Here is a 23,418-nt window from a genome sequence, read left to right as displayed (position 1 = left end):
CCCGGATGCCGAGGTCAAAGCGGTTTGAAAGATCAGGCGCCGACCTGCGCCAGAAAGTCGCCGAGCGCCTGCGGCTCGGGGGCCAGTTCTGTCGCGAAATCGCCGGCGAAGTCGAGGAAGGCCGTGCGCGTCGCCGGCGGCACCGAAATCAGCACCGGATGCCCGGCCTCGAGCGCGGCGGCGATCAGCGCGCGGCTGCCGTGGCCTTCGCTTTCCTGCTTGCCGAACTTGTTCAGGATCAGCGGCGCCCCGGGCGCAGCCGCCGCAAGCGCCGCGGTGGTGGTCATCACCGCCGCCTCGAGCGCGCCGGCATCGAGCGTGCAGGCATCGGCGCCCGCGCCCAGAGATTGCGAAATCGGCGCGACCTCGCCCGACGGGTAAAGCCGCAGCGCCATCTCGCAGGCGCGCGCGGCCGGCAGCTCGGCACGGACCATGGCGACGACAGGGCGCCCTTCGGCCGCCAGATCCGCGGCGAAATCGGCCAGAAGCCGGTCCGCCTCCCCCCTCTCGGCAATCGTCACGAAGCCCAGCATCACGCCTCCAGCACCTTGCCCAACCGCGGCAGCTTGGCGCGTTTGAGCAGCGGCCGCAACGGCTGCGGCACGCCCGACAGCCGCTCGGCCTCGGCGCGCACCGCCTCGACCACCTCGGCGACGGGCGCGGGGCTGTCCGACCACAGCGCCCAGAGGAAGCCGTCCGGGTCGCGCCGCTCGAGCCCCTCGGCGGCCAGCGTCGCGCGTGGAAAATCGACGGCGTTGAAGGTCACGATGGCATCGGCCGAGCCGGCAATCGCCGCGGCCAGAACATGCACGTCATTCGGGTCGGGCAGCACGAGCCGCGCCTCGAGAGCGGGTTTCGGCGCCACCTCGGCGCGCGGGAAGGCCGCGCGCAACGCCGCCACCTCACCGCGCGCAATCACCTCGTCCGCCGGACCGAGCCGGGCCGCAGCGCGCGCCCATTCCTCCAGAATGCGCGCCGACCACAACGGCGTGTAGAGCCCGCGCCGCGCCACGCCGATCAGGATCTCGCGCAGCACGGTCGGATAGAGCACGCAGGCGTCGAGCAGGACCTTCATCAGTCGAGCCGGAAGAACAGCGCCTTCAGATAGCCCGACTCGGCGAGCTGCGGCAGCATCGGGTGATCGGGGCCGGCATAGCCCGTGTGCAGAAGTTGCGGCCGGCGCCCGCCGCGACCGATGCCGCGGCTCGAGGCGGCGCGGAACTGTTCGAGATCGGCGGCGTGCGAGCACGAGCACAGCGTCAGGAAGCCGCCCGGTGCGACAAGCGGCGCAGCCAGACGCGCGACGCGTTCATAGGCCCGCAGCCCGGCCTGCAGCGCGGGTTTCGCCGGCGCGAAGGCCGGCGGGTCGCAGATCACCAGATCGAATTGCGCGCCCTCGGCGGCCAGCGCCTCGAGCGTGGCGAAGGCGTCGCCCTGCCGGGTCGCGAAACGCGCGCCCTGCCCCATCGCCTCGGCGCCCTGTGCGGCCAGCCCCAGCGCCGCGGCCGAGGCATCGACCGACAACGCCTTTGCGGCCCCGCCCGCAAGACAGGCCAGCGCAAAGCCCCCCACATGCGAGAAGACGTCGAGCACCCGCGCCCCCTTCGCCAGTCGCGCGGCAAAGGCGTGGTTCGGGCGCTGGTCGAAGAACAGCCCGGTCTTCTGCCCGCCCAGAACGTCGGCCATGTAGATCGCGCCGTTCATCGGCACCTCGATCGGGCCCTCGATCGCGCCCAGCAGCACCACCGTCTCCTCGTTCAGCCCCTCGAGGCTGCGCGAGCGGCCCGAGCCGTTCTTGACGATGGTGGTGACGCCCGCGACCTCGGTCAGCGCGGCGGCAATGTCCCCGATCATCGCCTCGGACCAGGCGGCGTTCGGCTGCACCACCGCGACATCGCCGAAACGGTCGATGATGACGCCGGGCAGCCCGTCCGACTCGGCATGGACGAGGCGGTAGAAGGGGGCATCGAAGAGCCGCGCGCGCAGCTCGAGCGCACGGGCGATGCGCGCCGCGATCCAGCCGCGGTCGATCACCGCCTCGGCGTTGCGGTCGAGCACCCGGCCGATGATCTTCGAGTTCGGGTTGACGGTGACGGTGGCGAGCGGCCGGCGCTCGGCATCCTCGAGCGTGGCGATGGTGCCCGGGGTCAGCGCCTGCGTGCGCCGGTCGGTGACCAGCTCGTCGGCATAGACCCAGGGAAAGCCGTGGCGGATCGCACGCGCCTCGGCCTTGGGACGCAGCCGCACCACGGGACGCGGGAGCGAAAGATCGGTGTCGGACATCGGAAGGCCTCGCATGAAAAAAGGGGCGTTGCCGCCCCCTCTAGCGCGCCGCGGCCCGCGAGGAAAGCCTCACTGCCCGGGCTCGAGCAGCGAGATCCGATCCTCGGCCACCGGCGCGGGCACGCCGGGCTTCGCCAGCTCCGCCCGCAGCAGGTCGTCAAGGAACTGGGTGACCACCACCTTTTCGGTCAGCCCCCGCGCCTCTTCATCAAGCGCCTTCTGCCCGCCCGAGGCCGGATGCCCGGCCTTGACCACCCGCGGCCCGTCGATCAGCGCACCGCTCTGCGCATCGCGCACGGTGAGCGAGAACTTCACCCCATAGCTGCCGCCGACGCTGTAGCGGGTCTTTTCGGTCAGGGCATGGAAGCGCAGCACCTCGATGTCGACGGTGACTGGCCGGCCCGCGTGCATCTGCGCCGTGGCACGGTCCGCCGCCTCGGTGAAGATCGCCGAGACCTGGGCATAGCGGTCGCCACGCGGATCGCCGCGCCAGACGAGATCGGCGATCGGATAATAGAGATTCGCCTCGGACACATGCAGCGTGCGCGGCACCGTGACCCGCACCTCCCGCACGTCATAGCGCGGCTGCGTCACCGCGGGGGCGCCGCTCACCACGATCTCGTCAAGCGCCGTGACCTCGGTGGCGGCCCGCGTCGCCGGCACCACCTGCGCACAGGCGGCGAGCAGCGTCAGTCCGGCAAGGACAGCGGGAAAGCGCAGCGTTTTCATGCCCGATACTCCGTCAGCTTTGTTTTCGCTGCTGAAACTCGCTGCGGATTGTGGCAGGATGTGGCTTATTGTCGTGTATTTTGAAGGAATGCCGCTTGCGGCCGCGGGAACCGGCGCCAAAATTGAAACATTCCAGACGAGTTGATTTGTTAGCGCTAACGGTATAGAGCGGAGGCGCTGTCGCCGAAACCGCGCTCGCCCATCCGAACGGAAGACACCATGACCCAGACCAGCCCGCCGCTGAACGCCACCATCGCCCGAGTGACCGACCGGGTGCGGGCGCGATCGAAAGGGCTGCGGGACGACTACATGGCCCGGGTGCACGCAGCCGTCGTCGCCGGCCCCGCCCGCACACATCTGAGCTGCGGCAATCAGGCCCATGCCTATGCCGCCAGCCCGGACAAGGTGCAGCTGGCCGAGGGACGGAGCCCGAACATCGGCATCGTCACCGCCTATAACGACATGCTGTCCGCGCATCACCCCTATGAAACCTACCCCGGCCAGATCCGCGCGGCCCTTGCCGCCGTGGGCGCCACGGCGCAGGTCGCGGGCGGCGTGCCCGCGATGTGCGACGGCATCACCCAGGGCCAGCCGGGGATGGAGCTGAGCCTCTTTTCGCGCGACGTGATCGCGCTTGCCGCGGGCGTCGCGCTCAGCCACAACTGCTTCGACGCGGCGCTTTATCTTGGCGTGTGCGACAAGATCGTGCCGGGCCTCGTCATCGCCGCCGCCACCTTCGGCCACATCCCCGCAATCTTCGTGCCGGCCGGGCCGATGACCTCGGGCCTGCCGAACGACGAGAAGGCGAAGATCCGCGCGCAATTCGCCGCGGGCGAGGTCGGGCGCGAGGCACTGATGGCGGCCGAGATGGCCTCCTATCACGGGCCGGGCACCTGCACTTTCTACGGCACCGCGAACACCAACCAGATGCTGATGGAGGTGATGGGCCTGCACCTGCCGGGGGCGAGCTTCGTCAACCCCGAGACGCCGCTGCGCGACGCCCTCACCACCCAGGCCGCGCGCCGCGCCGCCGAGATCACCGCGCTTGGCAACGACTTCCGCCCGGTGGCCGAGGTGCTCGACGAGCGCGCCTTCGTCAACGGCATCGTCGGGCTGATGGCGACGGGCGGCTCGACCAACCTGGTGCTGCACCTGCCGGCGATGGCGCGCGCGGCCGGGATCGCGCTCGACCTCGAGGATTTCGACGAGATCTCCTCGGCGGTGCCGCTGATGGCCAAGGTCTATCCGAACGGGCTGGCCGACGTGAACCATTTCCACGCCGCGGGCGGGCTGCAATTCCTGATCCGCGAGCTTCTGGGCGCGGGTCTGCTGCACCCCGACGTGAAGACCGTGGCGGGCGACGGGCTTGCCGCCTATACCCGCGAGCCAAAGCTGCGAGATGGCGGCGTCGACTGGGTCGAGGGGCCGCAAGACAGCCTCAATGACCGCATCCTGCGCCCCGCCGCGACGCCGTTCCAGCCGCAGGGCGGGCTCAAGCAACTGTCCGGCAACCTCGGCCGCGGGGTGATCAAGATCTCGGCCGTGGCGCCAGAATATCACGTGATCGAGGCCCCGGCCCGCGTCTTCGCCGATCAGGAAGAGGTGAAGGCAGCCTTCAAGGCGGGCGAGTTCACCGCCGACACCATCGTCGTCGTGCGCTTTCAGGGGCCGCAGGCGAACGGCATGCCGGAGCTCCATTCGCTCACCCCGACGCTTTCAGTGCTGCAGGGCCGCGGGCTCAAGGTCGCGCTGGTCACCGACGGGCGGATGTCGGGCGCCTCGGGCAAGGTGCCGGCGGCGATCCACGTCAGCCCCGAGGCGGCCTGCGGCGGCCCGCTGGCGAAACTGCGCGACGGCGACCTCCTGCGCCTCGATGCGGTGGCCGGCACCCTTACCTGTCTCGCACCCGATTTCGAGGCGCGCACGCCGGTGACGGCGGATCTGACGAAGAACGCCCATGGCCTCGGCCGCGAGCTTTTCGCCGCCTTCCGCCGCAATGTCGGCCCCGCCACCGAGGGCGCCGCCGTCGTGGTCTGACTTTCTTGCCTCCGGCGGGAGTGTTCTCCCAGGGAAATGCCGATTTTCCTGGCCCGAATACTCCCGCCAGAGGCATCCCGCCCCCGCCGCCCGCGCGCGGCCACCGAAGGAGAGCGCCGATGACCCCCGCCGAACAATCCGCCGCCGCGCGCAGGATCTGCGCGCTGGCCCCGATCATCCCGGTGATCGTGGTGCAGCAGGTGACCGATGCCGCCCCCCTCGCCCGCGCGCTGGTGGCGGGTGGGCTGCCCGCGCTCGAGGTGACGCTGCGCACCCCCTGCGCACTCGAGGCGATCCGGGCGATGGCCGATGTCGAGGGCGGCGTCGTCGGGGCCGGCACCTTGCTGACCCCCGCCGACGTCAAAGCGGCGAAGGCCGCCGGCGCGCGCTTCGGCGTCTCGCCCGGGCTGACCGAGCGGCTGGTGAAGGCCTGCGAAGACGAGGGGCTGCCGCTTCTGCCCGGCGCCGTCACCGCGTCCGAGGTGATGCGGGCGATGGATTGGGGCTATGACATGCTCAAGTTCTTCCCCGCCGGCACCTCGGGCGGGGCGGCGGCGATCAAGGCGCTTGGCGGGCCGCTGCCGCAGGTGAGCTTCTGCCCAACCGGCGGCGTCAGCCTTTCGAATGCGCCCGATTATCTCGCGCTGAAGAACGTCGCCTGTGCCGGCGGCAGCTGGGTCGCCCCCGACGCCAAGGTGCAGGCCGGGGACTGGGCCGGGATCGAGACGCTCGCGCGCGAGGCGGCGGCGCTGCCGCGCTGAGCCGCGACCTCAGGCGAGCGCGCGTTCGATGATCGCCGCGGCCGCGCCGGTGGTGCGGGCCAGCCGCGCGGCCAGCGCCTCGAGGTCCGCCTCGTCCGCCTCGCGCAGCAGGAACGCCCGCCCGCCCTCGCCGATCGCCTCCATGTCGAGCGGCCGGTCGGTGAGCAGCCGCCCCCCCGCCTGCAACCGCCACAGGAAGCGATAGGCCGAGGCCAGCGCCTCGGCATCGGCCTTGCCGATCAGCCCGGCGCGTGGCCCCGCGCGCAGCTGCGCCTCGACGCGACGCGCCGGATCGCCGGCACGCAGGGCGAAGCTTTGCGCCAGCAGCTCGATGTCCTGCAGCCGGCCGGGGCCGATCTTCGCCTCCCAGTCGCCATCGGGGGCCTTCGCCGCAAAGATCCGCGCCCGCATCTCGGCCAGATCGGGCACCACCCGCGCCTCGCTGCCCTTGGTGCGCAAGACGATGCGCCGCACCGCCTCGATCTCGTCGGCAAGATCCGGGGCGCCCACCAGCGCCCGCGCGCGGGTCAGCGCCAGATGCTCCCAGGTCCAGGCCTCTTCCATCTGATAGGTCTGGAAGCTCTGCACCGACACCGCCACCGGCCCCTGCTTACCCGAGGGCCGCAACCGCATGTCGACCTCGTACAGCCGCCCCTCCGGCATCGGCGCGGTCAGCGCGGTGATGAATGCCTGCGTCAGCCGGGCGAAATAGGTGCGCGCCGGCAAGGGTTTCGGCCCCTGCGAGGCATCCTCGCCGCCGGCGTCATAGATCACGATCAGATCGAGGTCCGAGGCCGCGTTCAGCCGCTCGGCGCCGAGCGAGCCCATGCCCAGCACCACCGCCCCACGACCAGGCTGCGGCCCGTGCTTGCGCGCGAATTCGGCCACCACCACGGGCCAGAGCGCCGCCACCGCCGTGCCGGCGACATCGGCGTACTGCTTCGCCGCCTCGGCCGCATCCACAAGGCCGCGCAGATGATGCACCCCGACGCGGAAGCGCCATTCCTTCGCCCAGCGGCGCGCCGCATCGAGCGCCTTCTCGTAATCGGGCGCCGCCGCAAGTTCCGCCGTCAGCGCCGCATTCAGCGCCGCGCCACCGGGCCAGGGGGCGAAGAACGAGCCGCCCAGCACCGCGTCCAGAACCCCGGCATTGCGCGACAGATAGGCCGCCAGCCCCGGCGCCGTGGCGCAGATGTCGACGATCAGGTCGATCAGCTGCGGGTTCGATTCAAAGAGCGAGAACAGCTGCACCCCCGCCGGCAGCCGCGCAAGGAAACCGTCGAACTGGCGCAGCGCCTCCTCGGGGTTCGCGGCCCGGGTCATCCGCTTCAGGATCTCGGGCTCGATGCGGCGAAAGATCGCCTGCGCCCGGTCCGAGCGCAGCGCGGGATAGCCACGCCAGCCCTCGACCAGCGCCTCGGAAGCGGGCGAGAGATCCGGCCGCCCCTCGCATTCCGAAGGCGCGAAGAAGGCGCCGGTCAGCGTCTCGACCCGTTCGAGCCGCGCCCGCAGGCCCGCTTCCCAAGCGGCGGTGTCACTCTCGCCCATCATCCGCGCGATGCGGTCGAGCCCCTCGGCCGAAGTCGGCAAGAGGTGGGTCTGGGCGTCGTTGACCATCTGCACCCGGTGCTCGACCTCGCGATGCGCGCGGTAGATCCGGGTCAGCTCCTGCGCCACGGTCTCGGGCACCCAGCCCTGGGCCGCCAGCCGCGCCAGCCCGCCCACTGTCGTGCGCTCGCGCAGCGAGGGGTCACGCCCGCCGGCGATCAGCTGCCGGGTCTGGGTGAAGAACTCGATCTCGCGGATGCCACCCTGGCCGAGCTTCATGTTGTGGCCGGGGATCGACAGCGGCCCCTGCAGCCCCTTGTGCTCACGGATCCGCAGCCGCATGTCATAGGCGTCCTGGATCGCGGCGAAGTCGAGGTGCTTGCGCCAGACGAAGGGGGTGAGCGTCTCAAGGAAACGCGCGCCCGCCGCAAGGTCGCCCGCGCAGGGCCGCGCCTTGATATAGGCCGCGCGCTCCCAGGTCCGGCCCTCGGCCTCGTAGTACAGCTCCGCCGCGCCCATCGACAGGCACACCGGCGTCACCGAGGCATCGGGGCGCAGCCGCAGGTCGGTGCGGAAGACATAGCCCTCGGCGGTGTGATCGCTCAGCAGCGCCGCCATCTTCCGCGTCGCCCGCACCAGCGCCGCGCGCGCCTCCATCCGGTCGTCGGGGTCATAGCGGGTCTCGTCGAAGAGGCAGATCAGGTCGATGTCGGAGGAATAGTTCAGCTCCCCCGCCCCCATCTTGCCCATGGCGAGCGCCACCATGCCGGCGGCGGTGGCGATGTCGTCGGGGCCGGCGCCGGGGATCTTGCCGCGGCGGATCTCCTCGGCGACGAAGTGCTTCATCGCCAGATCGACGGCAGCATCGGCCAGCTGCGTCAGCGCCCCGGTCACCGTCTCGAGCGGCCAGACCCCACCGAGATCGGCGAGCGCCGTCAGCAGCGCCAGCCGCCGCTTCGCCCGGCGCAACTCGCTGCCGAGCGCCTCGCCGGGAGCGGCCGCCACGCGGGCCAGCTCGGCCTCGAGCGCGTCCTCGGGCGCACCCGCCAGCGCCGGCGCAAGCCAGTCGACCTCGCGCTCCATCAGCCCGGCCAGATAGGGCGAACAGCCCGCGGCGCCGGAGATCAGCGCGCGCAGCTCGGGCGCGAGGCCCGGAAAGCGCGCGGCCAGATCGGCACCGCGGTCGGGGTCATGCGGAATGGGGCAGCGGGTCAGGCGGGATGCAAAGCTCATGGCGGCACACTAGCCCCGCGCCCGCGCCGGTCAATGCCCTTCCCTGTCGCGGCCCCGGGCGCTAGACCCGCCGGGGCACGAACGAAGGAGCGCGAGATGAGCAAATCGCTGAAACGGGTCGAGGCGGCGCTGGCCGCGGCCGGGGCAAAAGCCGAGATCCGCGAGGTGGGGCAGGCCCGCACCGCCGCCGAGGCGGCCGAGGCCGCGGGCTGCACCGTCGACCAGATCGCGAAGTCGATCATCTTCCGCGGCGAGCAGAGCGGCCATGTCGTGCTGTTCCTGACCGCGGGCGGCAACCGGGTCAGCGCCGAGAAGGCGAGCGCCGTCGCCGGTCAGCCGCTCGGAAAGGCCGATGCCGAGCTGATCCGCGCCGAGACCGGCTTTGCCATCGGCGGCGTCTCGCCCGTCGGTCATCTGAAGCCGGTGCGGCTGTTCTGGGACCCGCGTCTGGCCGAGTTCGATCTGATCTGGGCCGCCGCCGGCACGCCGCGCCACATCTTCTCGATCGCACCGGCCGAGCTGTTGCGCATCACCGGCGCCGAACCTGCCGACTTCACCGAATGAGCTGGCCGACCGGCGACGGCGGGATGATGTGAAAATCTTTTACATCATCCCTTGATCGGCGCCACGGGGTCCCCCATCTTCCGCAATGTGAAAGACATTCACATCCCCAACCCGGAGGTTCCCATGTCCGCCTACGCCTACACCGACGTTCCCGCCCGTCCGGGCTGGATCGCGCGCACGCTGAACTGGCTTGACGAGCGCGGCCCGATCTCGTGGATCGTGGTCATGGTCGGCTCCTTCATCTTCGCCGGCCCTCTCGGCCTGCTCGTGCTCGGCTTCATCCTGATCACCGGCCGCTTCGGCCGCGGCTGCCGGCGCAATGCCGAGCGCTTTGCCGCCTGCGCGCCGCGAATGCATTTCCACGCCAGCCGCCCGACCGGCAACCGCGCCTTCGACGCCTACAAGGCCGATACGCTGGCCCGGCTGGAACGCGAACAGGATGAGTTCGAGGCCTTCCTTGCCCGCCTGCGCGAGGCCCGCGACAAGGCCGAGTTCGATCAATACATGGACGAACGCGCCCGCGCCGCCGCCGCGATGCCCGACACCGCGCCGGCCGGGACCGACGCCCCCGAGGCGCCCCGCAGCTGATTGCGAAACACGCAACCTGCCCCTTCCTGCCGCCCCGCCTTGAAAAAGGCGGGGCTTCGCATATCTGCAATGGCATGAAAGGCTTGGCGACGAGGATTGATCTTGCTAGCCTGCCGGCAGATTGCCAGGGACCTGACGCCCAGCCCCGCCACCTCAACCCCATCACAGCTGTCGAAATGCGCCATTCGCTTCCGCTTGCACCGCAGTTCTACGTGACCGCGCCGCAGCCCTGTCCCTATCTGGACGGGCGTTCGGAGCGCAAGCTGTTCACCGCGCTGCAGGGCGAGGGGGCGGAGAAGCTGAACAACGCCTTGTCGCGGCAGGGCTTCCGGCGCTCGCAGAACGTTCTTTATCGCCCGTCCTGCGCCGATTGCACGGCCTGCCTCTCGGCCCGGATCCGGGTCGCGGATTTCGAGCCCAGCCGCACCCAGCGCCGGGTGCTGAAGCGCAACGCGCATCTCAAGCGCACCGCGACCAGCCCCTGGGCCACCGAGGAGCAGTTTGCCCTCTTCCGCCGCTATCTCGACGCGCGCCACGCCGATGGCGGCATGGCCGATATGGACATCTTCGAATTCGCCGCGATGATTGAAGAGACGCCGGTGAAGTCGCGCGTCGTCGAATACCGCGAGACCGAGGCCTCGCCCGGCTCGACCCGCGCACTCGCCGCCGTGTGCCTGACCGACGTGCTCGATGACGGGGTGAGCATGGTCTACAGCTTCTATGACCCGGACCGGCACGAGGACAGCCTCGGCACCTTCCTGATCCTCGATCATGTCGACATCGCGCGCCGCGCCGGCCTGCCCTATGTCTATCTCGGCTACTGGGTGCCGGGCTCGCGCAAGATGGGCTACAAGGCGAATTTCGGCGCGCTCGAGATCTACAAGGGCGGCCGCTGGCAGGACATCGGCGCGCCCGAGGACCACAGCGGCGAAACCCACCCCCTGTCCGTCGACCCGATCGCCGAACAGGTCGCACGCATCCAGCTGCCCGACAGCCGCGGCTGACGCTGCGACTCTTGCGCGCAACGGGGGCGCTTTTGACATTTTATTGCGCGTTTTACGAAAAATCTTAATCCCCTGCTCTGGACTCGGTCGTCCCAACCTGACACGTTCGCGCCGCCGCGCGGGGCTTCCCGGCCCACGCGCAGCGCAAACACACCGAATTTGCACAAGAGGATCCAGATGGATCGCCGTTCCTTCCTGACCAAAGCCGCGATCGGCGGCACCATCGGCGGCGCCGCGGCCGGCCTTGCCGCCCCCGCGATCGCGCAGTCGAACCCGAAGATCACCTGGCGGATGACCTCGTCCTTCCCGAAATCGCTCGACACGCTCTACGGCAACACCGAAGCGCTCGGCAAACGCATCGCCGAGGCGACCGACGGCAATTTCGAGATCCAGTCCTTTGCCGCGGGCGAGCTTGTCGGCGGGCTGCAGGCGGCGGATGCCGTGCAGGCGGGCACCGTCGAGATGGCGCATACCGTGGGCTATTACTACTGGGGCAAGGACCCGTCCTGGGCGCTCGGCTCGGCCGTACCCTTCGGCCTCTCGGCGCGCGGCATGAACGCCTGGCACTACTTCGGCGGCGGCATCGAGCTCTACAACGAATTCCTCGCACAGCAGGGGCTGATCGGCTTCCCAGGCGGCAACACCGGCGTCCAGATGGGCGGCTGGTTCCGCAAGGAAATCAACACGCTCGAGGACATGAAGGGCCTCAAGATGCGGATCGGCGGTTTCGCCGGCCAGGTGATGGCGAAGCTCGGCGTCGTGCCGCAGCAGATCGCCGGCGGTGACATCTATGCCGCACTCGAGAAGGGCACCATCGACGCCACCGAATTCGTCGGCCCCTATGACGACGAGAAGCTCGGCTTCGTGAAGGTCGCGCCCTACTACTACTACCCCGGCTGGTGGGAAGGCGGCCCGACCGTCCACTTCATGATCAACCTCGACAAGTGGAACGAGCTGCCGAAGAACTATCAGTCGCTGCTGCGCTCGATCGCACAGGGCGTCGATGCCAACATGCTGCAGCAGTATGACTATCTGAACCCGACGGCGCTGAAGAAGCTGATCGCCGAAGGCACGCAGCTGCGCCCGTTCTCGGCCGAGATCCTCGAGGCCTGCTTCAACACCGCCAACGAGACCTATGCCGAGCTTGAGGCCTCGAACCCCACCTTCGCGAAGATCTGGGGCTCGATCAAAGGATTCCGCGCCGAGCATTACCTCTGGGCGCAGGTGGCGGAATACAATTACGACACCTTCATGATGATCCAGCAGCGCAACGGCAAGCTCTGAGCGCTGAAAGATGCAGCATCTGCCGGTACTTGCGGCAGATGCCCGAGGAAATCCACCGCCCCGGTGCCGGCCCCTGCCGCGCCGGGGCGGCGTCTTTTGGCGGTCACGAAACTTTCTTGCGGATTTCGCGCTGCATGCGCGTCGCCAGACTGGACAGCCTCCCGCGGTCAAGTAAAGTGACCACCGCAAGCCCTTTCGGAGAGGAGCCGGAAACGGACCGTGGGGCGAACGGACACCGGAGGAGTTTCATGGATCGTCGTTCATTTCTGACCAAGGCCGCGGTTGGCGGCACGCTCGGCGGCGCGGCCGCCACCCTTGCCGCCCCCGCCCTCGCGCAGTCGATGCCGAAAGTGACCTGGCGACTGACCTCGTCCTTCCCGAAATCGCTCGACACCATCTATGGCGCCGCCGAGGTGCTGTCGCAGATGCTTTCAGAAGCGACCGACGGCAATTTCCAGATCCAGGTCTTCGCCGCGGGCGAGATCGTCGGCGGGCTGCAGGCGGCCGATGCCGCCGCCGCGGGCACGGTCGAGGCCTGCCACACCGTTGCCTATTACTACTGGGGCAAGGATCCGACCTGGGCGCTGGCCGCGGACGTGCCCTTCGCGCTCAACGCGCGCGGCATGAACGCCTGGCAGTATCATGGCGGCGGCATCGACCTCTACAACGAGTTCATGGCCGAGCAGGGCCTTTTCGCGCTGCCGGGTGGCAACACCGGCGCCCAGATGGGCGGCTGGTTCCGCAAGGAAATCAACACCGTCGCCGACATGAAAGGGCTGAAGATGCGGGTCGGCGGCTTCGCCGGCAAGGTCATGGAGCGCCTTGGCGTGGTGCCGCAGCAGATCGCCGGTGGCGACATCTATCCGGCGCTCGAGAAGGGCACGATCGACGGCACCGAATGGGTCGGCCCCTATGACGACGAGAAGCTCGGCTTCTACAAGGTCGCGCCCTATTACTACTATCCCGGCTGGTGGGAAGGTGGCCCGACCGTCCACTTCATGTTCAACAAGGCCGCCTACGAGGGCCTGCCGAAGGTCTATCAGTCGCTGCTGCACACGGCCGCCCGGGCGACCGACGCCGACATGCTGCAGAAATACGACTGGAAGAACCCGAAGGCGCTGAAATCGCTGATCGCGAATGGCGCGCAGCTGCGGCCGTTCTCGCAGGAGATCCTCTCGGCCTGCTTCGACGCGGCGAACGAGGTCTATGCAGAGATGGAAGCCTCGAACCCGATGTTCAAGAAGATCTGGGGCTCGATCAAGGACTTCCGCGCCGAGCATTACCTCTGGGCGCAGGTGGCGGACTACAACTACGACACCTTCATGATGATCCAGCAGCGCGCCGGCAAGCTCTGAGCGCGGGCAGAAAATGGAAAGGCCCCCGGCGCACTGCCCGGGGGCCTTTTGCGTTGCAGGTCGCGCCGGCTCAGGGCCAGGGATAGCCCGCAACCGGCCAGCCCGCCTGCGTGCAGCCCGCAACCACCTCGCGGCGCAGCGCCACGACATCGGCCACCGGCACCGCGCGCAGCACCGCCACCTCCTCGGGGGTGAAGGGCGCCGCATCGGCCGCCTTCGAGGCGCCGGCATAGCTCTCCATCACATAGTTCATCACCGCCGCGATCTCGCCATCCGAGAGCGAGGAATTCACCACACCGGGCACGTGCATCAGGTAGGTGCGCCCCGGTTCCGAGCGCGCGAAGGAGCCGACATAGCCACGGAAATCGGGGATGCCGGCCTGCTCGCTGCCCGCGCCGTCCATGCCGTGGCAGCCGGTGCAGCGCAGCATGTAGTTGGTGCGCGCGTTATAGCCCTCGGCCCCCGCCTGCCCGGCGGCAAGGCACAGGATCAGTGCCGCAAGCGTCCGTTTCACATCCCGCCTCCCCGCATTTCCATCAGCGCCTTGTGGCCGGGGGCCGCGGCGCGCGCGGCGGCAATCTCGTCCACCGTCACCTGCATTCCGGTGCCGGCGATGGTGCCAAGCACATAGCTTGCCACCGCGGCCAGCTCCGCGTCGCTCAGGTCGCGCTGGCTTGGCATGACGAGGCCGTAATAGCCCACGCCCTGCGACATCAGCGTGCCCGAGAAGCCCGAGATCAGTACCCCCGAGAGGAAGGCCGGCGCCCGCTCGCCCAGCCGGTCCCACAGCGGCGGATCGGCCAGCGGCGGCGCCACCCCCGGGGTGCCGACGCCATTCGCGCCATGGCAGGCGGTGCAGACATCGGCAAAGACCGCCGCGCCGTCGGCCGCAAGCGCCGGGGTCAGGGGAGCGAGGGCCAGAACGGCCCCCGCGATCGTTGCCCGCAGGATCATTCGGCGATCCCCACCAGTACCGCGACCGTGCAGTGATAGCCCTGGCTCGCGTTCGCCATGCACCAGTTGATGTCGTTGTGCAGCCCCATGCGATAGCCGGGGCGCTCGCCCTGGTTCGCGTTGCAGAACGGCGCGTTGTCGCATTCCGCCCGGCCGCAGCAGTCGTTGTAGCTGACCAGGTAGTCCTTGCCGTCGGCCGGGTTGCGGCAGGTGCCGACCCAGCTGACCTTCGACACCTCCGAGCCCGGCGGGCATTGCGTCAGCGTGCCGCCGCAGCTGTTGCACAGGTTGCCGTCAAGCGCACAATAGCGCCAGTAATCGCAGCTGAACTCGTCGCCATCCGGGGCCGCGGCCAGGGCCATGCCGCCCGCCCCGCCGAAGGTGCGGTCGAAGGGCAGCACCGGCATCACCGCCGCGCCCACCAGACCGAGCCCGGCCCTGGCGAGGAAGCTGCGCCGCCCGGTGGTGGAGGCCACACCGCGCACCGAGGCCTCGGTCATGCGGTCCATCCAGTCGGTGATCTTGTCGAAAATGCTCATGGTCTCTCCTCAGGCGGTGATTGCGGGGCGGTCGAGCCAGGACTGGATCGAGTCGACCCCCATCTCGTGGGCGTTGAACAGGCTGTCGAGCTGCTCGCGCGAGTTGATCAGCCCCTTCGAGCGGATCGTCCCGTCGGGCGCGATCAGCACCGCGAAGGGCAGGCGCGAGACGCGATAGGCAAGGCCGAGCTCGGTCGAGTTGACGAAGGGGAAGGCCGCCAGATCGGCGGTGCCGATGAAGCGGGTGAGCTTCGCCTCGTCGCCGTCGGAGGCCAGCACGATGTCCAGCCAGCCGGCCTCGCCGCTGCGCGCCGATTTCAGGATCGGCAGCAGCTTCTTGCACACCGGGCACGTGGGCGAGAGGAAGAAGACGAGCGTCGCGCGCCCCTCGCGCGGGCCGATGGTGACCGGATCGGCCGAGGTCAGCGAGGGCAGCGTGAAGCGCGGCGAGGCCGCGCCGATCTGCGGGCCCGAGTCGTTCACCAGCGCCCCCATCGGGGCGATCCGCTCGAACAGCACGCCCACCTGCCGGGCAAGCGCGAAGACGGCCACGGTCAGCGCGATCACCATCGCGAAGAGCACGGCCACGAGAAAGGTCAGGGCAGTCATTGCAGGGTTCCTTGTTCGCGCCGCACCAGATAGGCGGCGTTCGAGAGAAGCTGGTCGGCCATCAGATAGCCGGCGAAGGCGATCAGCCCCGCGGCAATCGCCGCGGCGGCTTCGGCAAGCCCGAGCGGGGCGGCGGGGGCAAGCGCGCCCGCGATCAGCAGGAGCGCCAGCACCGCGTTGCGGGCGAGCAGCGCCGGGGTCACCGGCTGCACCGCGCCGCCGCAGCCGCATTCGATGTGGCGCCGGCCGCGCGCGACGTTCACCGCCATGGCGACGCCATAGCCGAGCAGCAGCCCCGCCCCGAGCACCAGCCCGAAGGCCCGCGCACCGGGGATCAGCATCGCCGCGACGACCAGCCCCTCGGCCAGCAGCAGCGCCGCCGAGGCACGGCGCACCAGCGCCTCGGGCAGCAGCCGATAATCCTGCACGAAGCCGGTGAAGGCGGTGAAATCCCACGCCTTGTGCAGCGCCGCGCGGGCGAAGAGGAACGCCGCGAAGGCCGCGACCGCCGCCGAGGCCAGCGCCCCGATCCCGGCGGCCTCGATCCCGGCGCCGCTCATTCGACCACCGAAAGCTGCATGGCAAAGCCCGCAAGCCCCGCCTCGCCCGCCTTGGTCAGCTTGAAATCGTCGCCCACGGTGAACTTGAAGAGCTTGCCCTCTTCCGAGGTGCCGAAGACCAGCGGCGTCTCGCCCGGGGTGACGACAAGCGAAGTCAGTCCCTCGGCCTCGGAACGCGCGAGCACCTTGCCACTGGCCAGCTCGATCGCCCAGACTTCCTTCGAGGCCGCCTTGTGGCTGCCGTCCGTGGCGCCCGGATGCATCGACAGGAAGAGCACGCCCTTGGCCGGGTTCGCCCCCAGAAGCTCGTAGCCGCCCGGTGCCCAGCCGCCCTCGACGCCGGCGACGAGATCGGTTTCCGACACCTTCTCGATCGCCGCGCCGCTATCCTTCAGCCCGATCAGCTTGCCCGAATAGGTGACGAAATAGAGCATGTCACCGACCTGCGCGCCCTCGATGAAGATCGGGTCCTTCTCGGGGTCGAAGACCGGCTTGCTCACCGTCTTCTCGGCGGTCGCGCCATCGGCCGACAGCGCATAGCTGGCAAAGGTGCCGTCACCGCAGATCGTCGAGAAGGACGCGCCCGCGGGCGCGGCGAAGATCGCCCAGCAACCGGGCGTCGGGATTTCCTGCGTCACCGCGCCCGCGGCCGGATCGACCACGGTGATCGACGAGGCGGGGGTGGCATTCTGCACCAGCACGAATTTCTTGTCGGCGGTCTGGCGCAGCAGCGGCGTATAGCCCAGCGCCATCGCGGCCTTCGGCGGCAGCACCACCTCGGGCCCGACCTTGGCGGTGGTCACGTCATAGGAGGTCAGCACCATCTCGTTCGGACCATAGGTGATCCGCTTCGGGAAGGAGGATTGCGCGAAGGCGCTCTTGCCATCGGCCGAGATCAGCATCTGGTGCATCGAGCCCGTCGGCAGCAGCGCCTTCAGCGCCAGCGTCGCCTGATCGAAGACGGCGATCGAGCCCGCGCCGATCCATTGCTGCTGCGACACGAAGACATTCGCGCCGGGGTCGATGGTCTCCTTCGCGGTCACCACCTCGGGCACGAAATCCTCGGCATGAAGCGCGGGCGCAAGGCTCAGCGCCAGTGGCAGGGCCAGCACAAGGGGCCGCAGGCGGCGGCGGGCTTGGGTCGTTTCGGTCACGGTTTCTCTCCTTCCATGAAGGTCCCGTGATCAGGCTAGCGGCGGCCGCATTTCCCCCGCTATCCACCGGCGACGGCCATTTCCGCTGAAAATCCGGGCGATTCGGAAACACCGGATGGCGCCGCGACTCGGGTCGCGGTCGCGAATCGCGCAGGGCCCCGAGGGATGCGCCCAAATTCCGGGCGGCGCCGGTTTCGCCCCCGCGCCCCGGGGCGCGACATCTTTACACAGCCCCGCCCCGGCCCGGCGATGGAGAGGTCCCCATCCGTTCAGCCCCCGGTGCCCCTTGCAGCCGATTCCCGCCAGCCGCAGCGTGCAGACCTTCCGCGACAGCGCCGAGCAGGAGCGCGGTCTGGCCGGCTGGTCGCAGCGCTATGTGCAAAGCGAGCCCGGCGCCTATCGCGGCGCGATCGACCGGCTTTCCCTGCCCGGGCTGACGATCTCGCGCGAACGGCTCGAGATCGGCGTCGAGCAGAGCACGGCACCGCCCGAGGGCAAGGTGATCTTCGTGCAGGCGCTGGCCGCCCCCGCGCCCTGGCGCTTCAACGCCGAGTCCTGCGCGGGCGGACTCACCGGCTTCATCCGCGGCGGCGAGGAGCATCTGGCGGAACTGCCGGCCGGCACCGAGATCCTGATGGTCGAGGCCGATGCCGAGGCCTTCGCCGCCGGTCAGGGCGTGCCCGCGGGACGGATGGCACTGGATGCGGCCTTCCTCGCCCTGCCCGAGGCGGCCGAGATGCGCGCGCTGGCCGAATGGTTCGTGATGCTGCTCGACGCGCCCGGGGCGGTCTCGGCGCTGATCCCCGAGCTTGCCTTCTACAACCTCGGCAAGCTGTGGCACCGCGCGCGCTTCGGCGCGGCCTTCCATGGCGGTGCGGCGCGGCGCGACTACCGGCTGTTTCGCCGTGCCGAGGCGCTGTTGCGCCGGGGCGAGCTGGAAACCCCCTCGGTGACGGTGCTCGCCCGCGAGCTGGGCGTGCCGGTCGCCGAGCTGCGCCGCGCCTTCGCGCAAAGCGTGGGCATCGGCCCGGTGGACTGGCTGCGCCGGCAACGCTTCGACGGGGCGCGGCGCGACCTTCGGGCGGCCTCCGAAGACACCACCGTCACCGAGGTCGCGATGAAATGGGGCTTCGTGCATCTGGGCCGGTTCTCGACGGGCTATGCCGCGCACTTCGGCGAGCCGCCCTCGGCCACGCTGCGCGCCGCCCGCGCGCGCTAGCCCGCGGCGGCGCGGAAGGCGCCGGGGCTGAGACCCGTCCACTTGCGGAAGGCCCGGTGGAAGGCGCCGGGCTCGCTGTAGCCCAGCTCGGCCGCGATCGCGGCGATGGGGCGGTCGCTGTCGCGCAACAGCCGCTGCGCCGCGACGGCGCGTACCTCGTCGCGGATCGCGGCAAAGCCCTGCCCCTCGGCCTTCAAGTGCCGGCGCAGCGTCGCGGGCGACAGGCCGAAGCGCGCCGCCAGCTCCTCGCCCCCCGGCCATTGCCCGGGCGGCGCGGCGCGCAGCTCGGCGCGCAGCCGCCCCGCCAGCCCCGCATCGTGGCGATAGCGCACCAGAAGGTTTGCCGGTGCCCCACGCAGGAACACCTTCAGCGCACGTTCCGAGCGGATCACCGGCAGCGCCAGATAAGCCGCGTCAAAGCTCAGCCGGCTCGCCTTGCGGTCGAAATGCACCGGCGCGCCGAAGAACAGTCGGTAATCGACCCGATGCGCCGGCGCCGGACAGGCGAATTCCACCTGCCGCAGCGGGATCCGCCGCCCGATCAGCCAGCAGGCAAGGCCGAGCAGGATCAGCCAATAGGTGCGATAGGCGAAGGCGCTGCGGGGCGCGGTCGAGGACAGCACCACCTCGGCCTCGGCGCCCTGCACCACCAGCCGCCCCTGCGGCTCGTCCAGCACCACGTTCAGGAAGCGCAGCGCCCGGCGCAGCGCATGGCCAAGCGTGCCGGTGTGCAGCGCCGCCTGACACATCAGCGCGAAACTGCCCGGCCGCATCGGCCGCGCGCCGAGGCCGAAGAACTCGTCGCGCGCGGCCTCGGCCATGGCGAGCCAGAGCGCCCCGAACTCGGCCCCGGTGATCGGATCCGCCACCACCGCGGGGAGCCCGACCTTGCGCAGCAGCGGCGCCGCCTCGATCCCCTGCGCGGCGAGGCAAGCCAGCGCGTCCTCAACAAAGCCGGGCGCGATCATCCGCCGTTCCATCACATTCTCCCTGCCCGGCCGGTCATGGCATTTCCGATCACACAATGTGATCCTGAATGTCATTGTCTGCAACCCTTGCACCGCGCGATCCTGTCCCCGGCTCGGTGCGCTGCGGCGCCCGGGCCACGAGAGGGAGGAGACAATGCAGATCGAGGATCGGGTGTTCCTGATCACCGGCGCGGGCTCGGGGCTCGGCGCCGCGGTGGCGCAGATGGTGGTTTCTGGCGGCGGGAGGGCCGTCCTGCTCGATGTCAACGCCGAGGCGGGGGCAGCGAGCGCAGCGGAGCTGGGCGATGCCGCACGGTTCCAGCGGACCGACGTGACGAGCGAGGCCGAGGGGAAGGCGGCCATCGACGCGGCACGCGACGCCTTCGGGCGGGTCGATGCGCTGGTGAACTGTGCGGGCATCGCCCCGGGCGAGAAGATCCTCGGCCGCGACGGCCCGCATGCCTTGGAAAGCTTCGAGCGCGCGATCCGGGTGAACCTGATCGGCACCTTCAACATGATGCGTCTGGCCGCCGCTGCGATGGCCCGGAACCCGGCGGGCGAGGATGGCGAGCGCGGGGTGATCGTCAACACCGCCTCGATCGCGGCCTTCGACGGACAGATCGGTCAGGCGGCCTATGCGGCCTCGAAGGGCGGCGTCGCGGCGCTCACCCTGCCCGCGGCGCGCGAACTTGCCCGCAGCGGCATCCGTGTCGTCACCATCGCGCCGGGCATCTTCCGCACGCCGATGATGGCCGGGCTGCCCGAGGAGGTGCAGGCAAGCCTTGGCGCCTCGGTTCCCTTCCCGGCCCGGCTTGGCCAGCCCGCGGAATATGCGGCGCTGGTGCGCCACATCTGCGAGAACCGGATGCTGAACGGCGAGGTGATCCGCCTCGACGGCGCATTGCGGATGGCGCCGAAATGAGCGGGGCCGCAGGGATGGAGCGCGATCCGATCGTGATCGTCGGCGCCGCGCGCACGCCGATGGGCGGGTTTCAGGGCGATCTGGCCGGCGCGACGGCGGCCGAGCTTGGCGCGGCAGCGATTGCCGCGGCGCTGGCCGGGGCGGGTCTTGCGCCCGAGATGGTCGAGGAGGTGGTGATGGGCTGCGTCCTGCCCGCGGGCCAGGGCCAGGCCCCGGCGCGGCAGGCGGGCCTTGGCGCCGGGTTGCCGCTTGGCGCCGGCGCGACCACGGTGAACAAGATGTGCGGCTCGGGGATGAAGGCCGCGATGCTCGCCCATGAACAGATCGTCGCGGGCGGCGCGGAGATCATCGTCGCGGGCGGCATGGAGAGCATGTCGAACGCCCCCTACCTGCTGCCGAAGGCGCGGGCCGGGCTGCGCATGGGCCATGGCGCGGTGCTTGACCACATGTTCCTCGACGGGCTCGAGGATGCCTATGACCGCGGCCGCCTGATGGGCACCTTCGCCGAGGATTGCGCCGAGGCCTATCAGTTCAGCCGCGAGGCGCAGGACGCCTTCGCGCTCGCCTCGCTCGCCCGCGCGCAGGCGGCGATCCGCGAGGGCCGTTTCGCCGGCGAGATCGCCCCGGTCACGGTGAAACGGGGCCGGGCCGAGGCGCGGATCGACACCGACGAACAGCCCGGCAAGGCCCGCCCCGACAAGATCGCCGGGCTGAAGCCCGCCTTCCGCCCGGGCGGCACGGTGACCGCGGCGAACAGCTCGTCGATTTCCGACGGGGCGGCGGCGCTGGTGCTGATGCGCGCCTCCGAGGCCGAGCGGCGCGGCCTGCGCCCGCGCGCGCGCATCGTCGGGCAGACCACCCACGCCGACCGGCCGAACCTGTTCCCGACCGCGCCGATCGGCGCGATGCGCAAGCTGGCGCAGAAGACCGGCTGGGACCTGCACGATGTCGACCTCTTCGAGGTGAACGAGGCCTTCGCCGTCGTCGCCATGGCGGCGATGCGCGATCTCGACCTGCCGCATGACAAGGTCAACGTGCATGGCGGGGCCTGCGCCCTTGGCCACCCGATCGGTGCCTCGGGGGCGCGGGTGCTGGTGACGCTGCTGGCCGCGCTCGAAACCCACGGCCTTGCCCGCGGCGTCGCCTCGCTGTGCATCGGCGGCGGCGAGGCCACGGCGATGGCGATCGAACGCCTGTCTTGACGCCGCGGCGCGGCACGGCCTTGAAAATCCGCGCGGAAACGGCAATCTGGGAAAGACTGCCCGACCGGAGGAGCCATGGCCTTGCCCGCACGCGCGCAACTGACGTACTGGGGGATCGCCGCGGTGATCTTCTTCGCCGCGCTGTGGTGGCTGGGCGCGGTGATCCTGCCCTTCCTCGTGGGCGGCGCCATCGCCTATTTCCTCGACCCGGTCGCCGACCGGCTGGAACGGCTGGGGCTGTCGCGGGCGCTCGCCACCGGTACCATCGCGCTGATTGCCACCCTCGCCTTCGTGGTGATCGGCCTTGCCGTCATCCCGATGCTGGTGCGCCAGCTCAGCCAGCTGGTCGCCACCGCGCCCGAGATGGCGCTGCATCTGCAGGAATTCCTCACCGCCCGCTTCCCCTCGATGATGGAGCCCGGCTCGGTGGTGAACGAGACGCTTCTGTCGCTCGGCGAGGCGGTGAAGGCGCGCGGCGGCGAACTCGCACAGACCGTGCTCAGCTCGGCGATGAGCGTGGTGAACTTCGTCGTCTTCATCGTCGTGGTGCCGGTCGTCGCCTTCTACATGCTGCTCGACTGGGACCGGATGGTGGCCAAGGTCGACGGCTGGCTGCCGCGCGACCATGCCGAGCAGGTCCGCGCCATCGCGCGCCAGATCGACAAGGTGCTCTCGGGCTTCGTGCGCGGGCAGGTCTCGGTCTGCCTGATCCTCGGCAGCTTCTATGCCATCGCGCTGATGCTCGCCGGGCTGAACTTCGGCCTGATCGCCGGCGCGATCGCCGGCGGGCTGACCTTCATCCCCTATGTCGGCGCGGTGATCGGCGGGGTGCTGTCGATCGGGCTCGCGCTCTACCAGTTCTGGGGCGACTGGATGTCGATCGGCATCGTCGCCGGGATCTTCGTCGCCGGCCAGTTCCTCGAAGGCAACGTCATCACCCCGCGCCTCGTCGGCTCGTCGGTCGGGCTGCACCCGTTGTGGCTGATCTTCGCGCTTTCTGCCTTCGGCACGATCTTCGGCTTCGTCGGCATGCTGGTCGCCGTGCCGGTCGCCGCGGTAATCGGGGTGCTTGCCCGTTTCGCACTTGACCGGTATCTGGAGGGCCGGCTCTACCGGGGGATCGAGGCGCTGCAGGAGCAGCCCGCGACCCTCGCCGACGAAACGGAAGGCGCCTGAGATGATCCGCCAGCTGATCCTCGACCTGCCCGTGCGCTCTGCACGGGGCCGCGACGATTTCTTCGTCGCCCCCGCGAACGCACTTGCGCTCGCCACGCTTGATGCGCCCGAAAGCTGGCCCTCGGGGCGGATGCTGCTGATCGGGCCCGAGGGCGCGGGCAAGTCGCATCTGGCCGCGATCTGGGCCGAGGCCCAGGGCGGTGTGCCGGTGGTGGCCGCGGCCGGCCTGACCGACGAGGCCGCCCCTGCCCTCGTCCGCGCCGGCGCCTGCGTCGTCGAGGATGCGCAGCGCGTCGCCGGCAGCCCCGCCGCGCAGGCCGCGCTGTTTCACCTGCACAACCTGATGCAGGCCGAGGGCGGGCGGCTGTTGCTGACCGCCGCCGCGCCGCCGCGCGACTGGGGCCTGACGCTCGCCGATCTCGCCAGCCGGATGGAGGCCACCGCCTCGGTGCGGATCACGCCACCCGACGATGCGCTGCTGTCCGCGGTGCTGGTCAAGCTTTTCGCCGACCGCCAGACCAAGGTGCCGCACAGCCTCATCCCTTGGCTCGTCACCCGCATGGACCGCTCGCTCGGCACCGCGCGGCGGATCGTCGCCGCGCTCGATGCCCGCGCCGTCGCCGAGGGCCGGCCGGTCACCCGGACGATGGCCGCCGAGGTGCTGGACAGTCTCGGCTGAGACGCGCAGACTGTCACCGAGCCATTACATTTCAGATCCATAAGCGCTCC

General features: G+C 70.2%; 24 protein-coding genes. 12 read left to right on the top strand and 12 right to left on the bottom strand.

Annotated features, from left to right (window positions below; genetic code table 11):
* Window positions 1–32: 32 nt before the first annotated feature.
* From EOW65_RS11265 to EOW65_RS11250, 4 genes are all read right to left on the bottom strand, one after another.
* A complete protein-coding gene (locus EOW65_RS11265; protein WP_128149457.1) occupies window positions 33–533 on the bottom strand; it encodes a DUF2478 domain-containing protein in 501 nt (166 codons plus the stop codon).
* Window positions 533–1,075, bottom strand: coding sequence for an RSP_2648 family PIN domain-containing protein (locus tag EOW65_RS11260; protein ID WP_128149455.1), 543 nt, complete (start codon window positions 1,073–1,075; stop codon window positions 533–535). Before EOW65_RS11260 ends, EOW65_RS11265 begins: the two co-directional genes overlap by 1 nt.
* The gene (locus EOW65_RS11255) at window positions 1,075–2,283 is read right to left on the bottom strand and encodes an RSP_2647 family RNA methyltransferase (protein ID WP_128149453.1); all 1,209 of its coding nucleotides are present in this window, start codon (window positions 2,281–2,283) and stop codon (window positions 1,075–1,077) included. Before EOW65_RS11255 ends, EOW65_RS11260 begins: the two co-directional genes overlap by 1 nt.
* Window positions 2,284–2,352: 69 nt before the next feature.
* Window positions 2,353–3,012 (bottom strand): DUF6778 family protein, encoded by a 660-nt coding sequence (locus EOW65_RS11250; RefSeq protein ID WP_128149451.1) that lies wholly within the window; start codon window positions 3,010–3,012, stop codon window positions 2,353–2,355.
* 219 nt (window positions 3,013–3,231) lie between these two features.
* Here EOW65_RS11250 and edd point away from each other — a divergent pair, with 219 nt between their 5' ends.
* Both edd and EOW65_RS11240 read left to right on the top strand, forming a co-directional pair.
* On the top strand, window positions 3,232–5,049 hold the full coding sequence (edd, locus tag EOW65_RS11245) for a phosphogluconate dehydratase (RefSeq protein WP_128149449.1): 1,818 nt from the start codon (window positions 3,232–3,234) through the stop codon (window positions 5,047–5,049).
* Window positions 5,050–5,168: 119 nt separating this feature from the next.
* Window positions 5,169–5,810, top strand: a complete 642-nt coding sequence (locus tag EOW65_RS11240; RefSeq protein WP_128149447.1) for a bifunctional 4-hydroxy-2-oxoglutarate aldolase/2-dehydro-3-deoxy-phosphogluconate aldolase — start codon at window positions 5,169–5,171, stop codon at window positions 5,808–5,810.
* A 9-nt stretch (window positions 5,811–5,819) separates the two neighbouring features.
* Here EOW65_RS11240 and EOW65_RS11235 read toward each other — a convergent pair whose 3' ends face one another.
* Window positions 5,820–8,591 carry a [protein-PII] uridylyltransferase family protein gene (locus EOW65_RS11235; RefSeq protein WP_128149445.1) on the bottom strand — a complete coding sequence of 924 codons (2,772 nt, stop codon included), beginning with the start codon at window positions 8,589–8,591 and terminating at the stop codon, window positions 5,820–5,822.
* 96 nt (window positions 8,592–8,687) lie between these two features.
* Here EOW65_RS11235 and EOW65_RS11230 point away from each other — a divergent pair, with 96 nt between their 5' ends.
* The 5 genes from EOW65_RS11230 to EOW65_RS11210 all read left to right on the top strand — a co-directional run bounded on the left by EOW65_RS11230 (window position 8,688) and on the right by EOW65_RS11210 (window position 13,386).
* Window positions 8,688–9,155 carry a YbaK/EbsC family protein gene (locus EOW65_RS11230; RefSeq protein ID WP_128149443.1) on the top strand — a complete coding sequence of 156 codons (468 nt, stop codon included), beginning with the start codon at window positions 8,688–8,690 and terminating at the stop codon, window positions 9,153–9,155.
* 123 nt (window positions 9,156–9,278) lie between these two features.
* Complete coding sequence (locus tag EOW65_RS11225; RefSeq protein ID WP_128149441.1) at window positions 9,279–9,743, top strand: DUF2852 domain-containing protein; 465 nt, start codon at window positions 9,279–9,281, stop codon at window positions 9,741–9,743.
* Window positions 9,744–9,919: 176 nt separating this feature from the next.
* Window positions 9,920–10,747 (top strand): arginyltransferase, encoded by an 828-nt coding sequence (locus tag EOW65_RS11220; RefSeq protein ID WP_113899057.1) that lies wholly within the window; start codon window positions 9,920–9,922, stop codon window positions 10,745–10,747.
* Between the two features lie 177 nt (window positions 10,748–10,924).
* On the top strand, window positions 10,925–12,031 hold the full coding sequence (locus EOW65_RS11215) for a TRAP transporter substrate-binding protein (protein ID WP_128149439.1): 1,107 nt from the start codon (window positions 10,925–10,927) through the stop codon (window positions 12,029–12,031).
* 248 nt (window positions 12,032–12,279) lie between these two features.
* Window positions 12,280–13,386 carry a TRAP transporter substrate-binding protein gene (locus tag EOW65_RS11210; RefSeq protein ID WP_128149436.1) on the top strand — a complete coding sequence of 369 codons (1,107 nt, stop codon included), beginning with the start codon at window positions 12,280–12,282 and terminating at the stop codon, window positions 13,384–13,386.
* 70 nt (window positions 13,387–13,456) lie between these two features.
* On the opposite strand, the gene EOW65_RS19985 is transcribed toward EOW65_RS11210, so the two are convergent.
* The 6 genes from EOW65_RS19985 to EOW65_RS11180 are packed head-to-tail and all read right to left on the bottom strand — an operon-like array spanning window position 13,457 to window position 17,202.
* Window positions 13,457–13,900, bottom strand: coding sequence for a cytochrome c family protein (locus tag EOW65_RS19985; RefSeq protein WP_164880072.1), 444 nt, complete (start codon window positions 13,898–13,900; stop codon window positions 13,457–13,459).
* On the bottom strand, window positions 13,897–14,340 hold the full coding sequence (locus tag EOW65_RS11200) for a c-type cytochrome (RefSeq protein ID WP_128149434.1): 444 nt from the start codon (window positions 14,338–14,340) through the stop codon (window positions 13,897–13,899). The genes EOW65_RS19985 and EOW65_RS11200 overlap by 4 nt, the downstream gene beginning before the upstream one ends.
* A complete protein-coding gene (locus tag EOW65_RS11195) occupies window positions 14,337–14,879 on the bottom strand; it encodes a methylamine dehydrogenase light chain (RefSeq protein WP_128149432.1) in 543 nt (180 codons plus the stop codon). Before EOW65_RS11195 ends, EOW65_RS11200 begins: the two co-directional genes overlap by 4 nt.
* A 9-nt stretch (window positions 14,880–14,888) precedes the next feature.
* Window positions 14,889–15,488, bottom strand: a complete 600-nt coding sequence (locus EOW65_RS11190) for a thioredoxin-like domain-containing protein (protein ID WP_128149430.1) — start codon at window positions 15,486–15,488, stop codon at window positions 14,889–14,891.
* Entirely contained in the window at window positions 15,485–16,048 is a 564-nt protein-coding gene (locus tag EOW65_RS11185) for a MauE/DoxX family redox-associated membrane protein (protein ID WP_128149428.1), read from the bottom strand. Before EOW65_RS11185 ends, EOW65_RS11190 begins: the two co-directional genes overlap by 4 nt.
* Window positions 16,045–17,202 carry an amine dehydrogenase large subunit gene (locus tag EOW65_RS11180; protein ID WP_128149426.1) on the bottom strand — a complete coding sequence of 386 codons (1,158 nt, stop codon included), beginning with the start codon at window positions 17,200–17,202 and terminating at the stop codon, window positions 16,045–16,047. Before EOW65_RS11180 ends, EOW65_RS11185 begins: the two co-directional genes overlap by 4 nt.
* A 313-nt stretch (window positions 17,203–17,515) precedes the next feature.
* Here EOW65_RS11180 and EOW65_RS11175 point away from each other — a divergent pair, with 313 nt between their 5' ends.
* A complete protein-coding gene (locus EOW65_RS11175; protein WP_164880071.1) occupies window positions 17,516–18,421 on the top strand; it encodes a helix-turn-helix domain-containing protein in 906 nt (301 codons plus the stop codon).
* Here EOW65_RS11175 and EOW65_RS11170 read toward each other — a convergent pair.
* Window positions 18,418–19,401, bottom strand: coding sequence for an AraC family transcriptional regulator (locus EOW65_RS11170; protein WP_128149422.1), 984 nt, complete (start codon window positions 19,399–19,401; stop codon window positions 18,418–18,420). The two genes, EOW65_RS11175 and EOW65_RS11170, sit on opposite strands and share 4 nt — an antisense overlap.
* 142 nt (window positions 19,402–19,543) lie before the next feature.
* Here EOW65_RS11170 and EOW65_RS11165 point away from each other — a divergent pair, with 142 nt between their 5' ends.
* The 4 genes from EOW65_RS11165 (at window position 19,544) to EOW65_RS11150 (ending at window position 23,368) form a co-directional block, all read left to right on the top strand.
* Window positions 19,544–20,311 (top strand): SDR family NAD(P)-dependent oxidoreductase, encoded by a 768-nt coding sequence (locus tag EOW65_RS11165; RefSeq protein ID WP_128149420.1) that lies wholly within the window; start codon window positions 19,544–19,546, stop codon window positions 20,309–20,311.
* Between the two features lie 14 nt (window positions 20,312–20,325).
* Window positions 20,326–21,513, top strand: a complete 1,188-nt coding sequence (locus tag EOW65_RS11160; RefSeq protein ID WP_128149520.1) for an acetyl-CoA C-acyltransferase — start codon at window positions 20,326–20,328, stop codon at window positions 21,511–21,513.
* A gap of 75 nt (window positions 21,514–21,588) precedes the next feature.
* A complete protein-coding gene (locus tag EOW65_RS11155; RefSeq protein ID WP_128149418.1) occupies window positions 21,589–22,689 on the top strand; it encodes an AI-2E family transporter in 1,101 nt (366 codons plus the stop codon).
* A 1-nt stretch (window position 22,690) separates the two neighbouring features.
* Window positions 22,691–23,368: a P-loop NTPase family protein gene (locus tag EOW65_RS11150; protein WP_128149416.1), complete on the top strand. Its 678-nt coding sequence runs from the start codon at window positions 22,691–22,693 to the stop codon at window positions 23,366–23,368.
* Window positions 23,369–23,418 lie beyond the last annotated feature (50 nt).

Origin of the sequence: Paenirhodobacter ferrireducens, from assembly GCF_004022265.1 — a bacterium.
Lineage (GTDB): Bacteria > Pseudomonadota > Alphaproteobacteria > Rhodobacterales > Rhodobacteraceae > Rhodobacter > Rhodobacter ferrireducens.
This window is presented reverse-complemented; position numbering and strand designations above follow the sequence as displayed.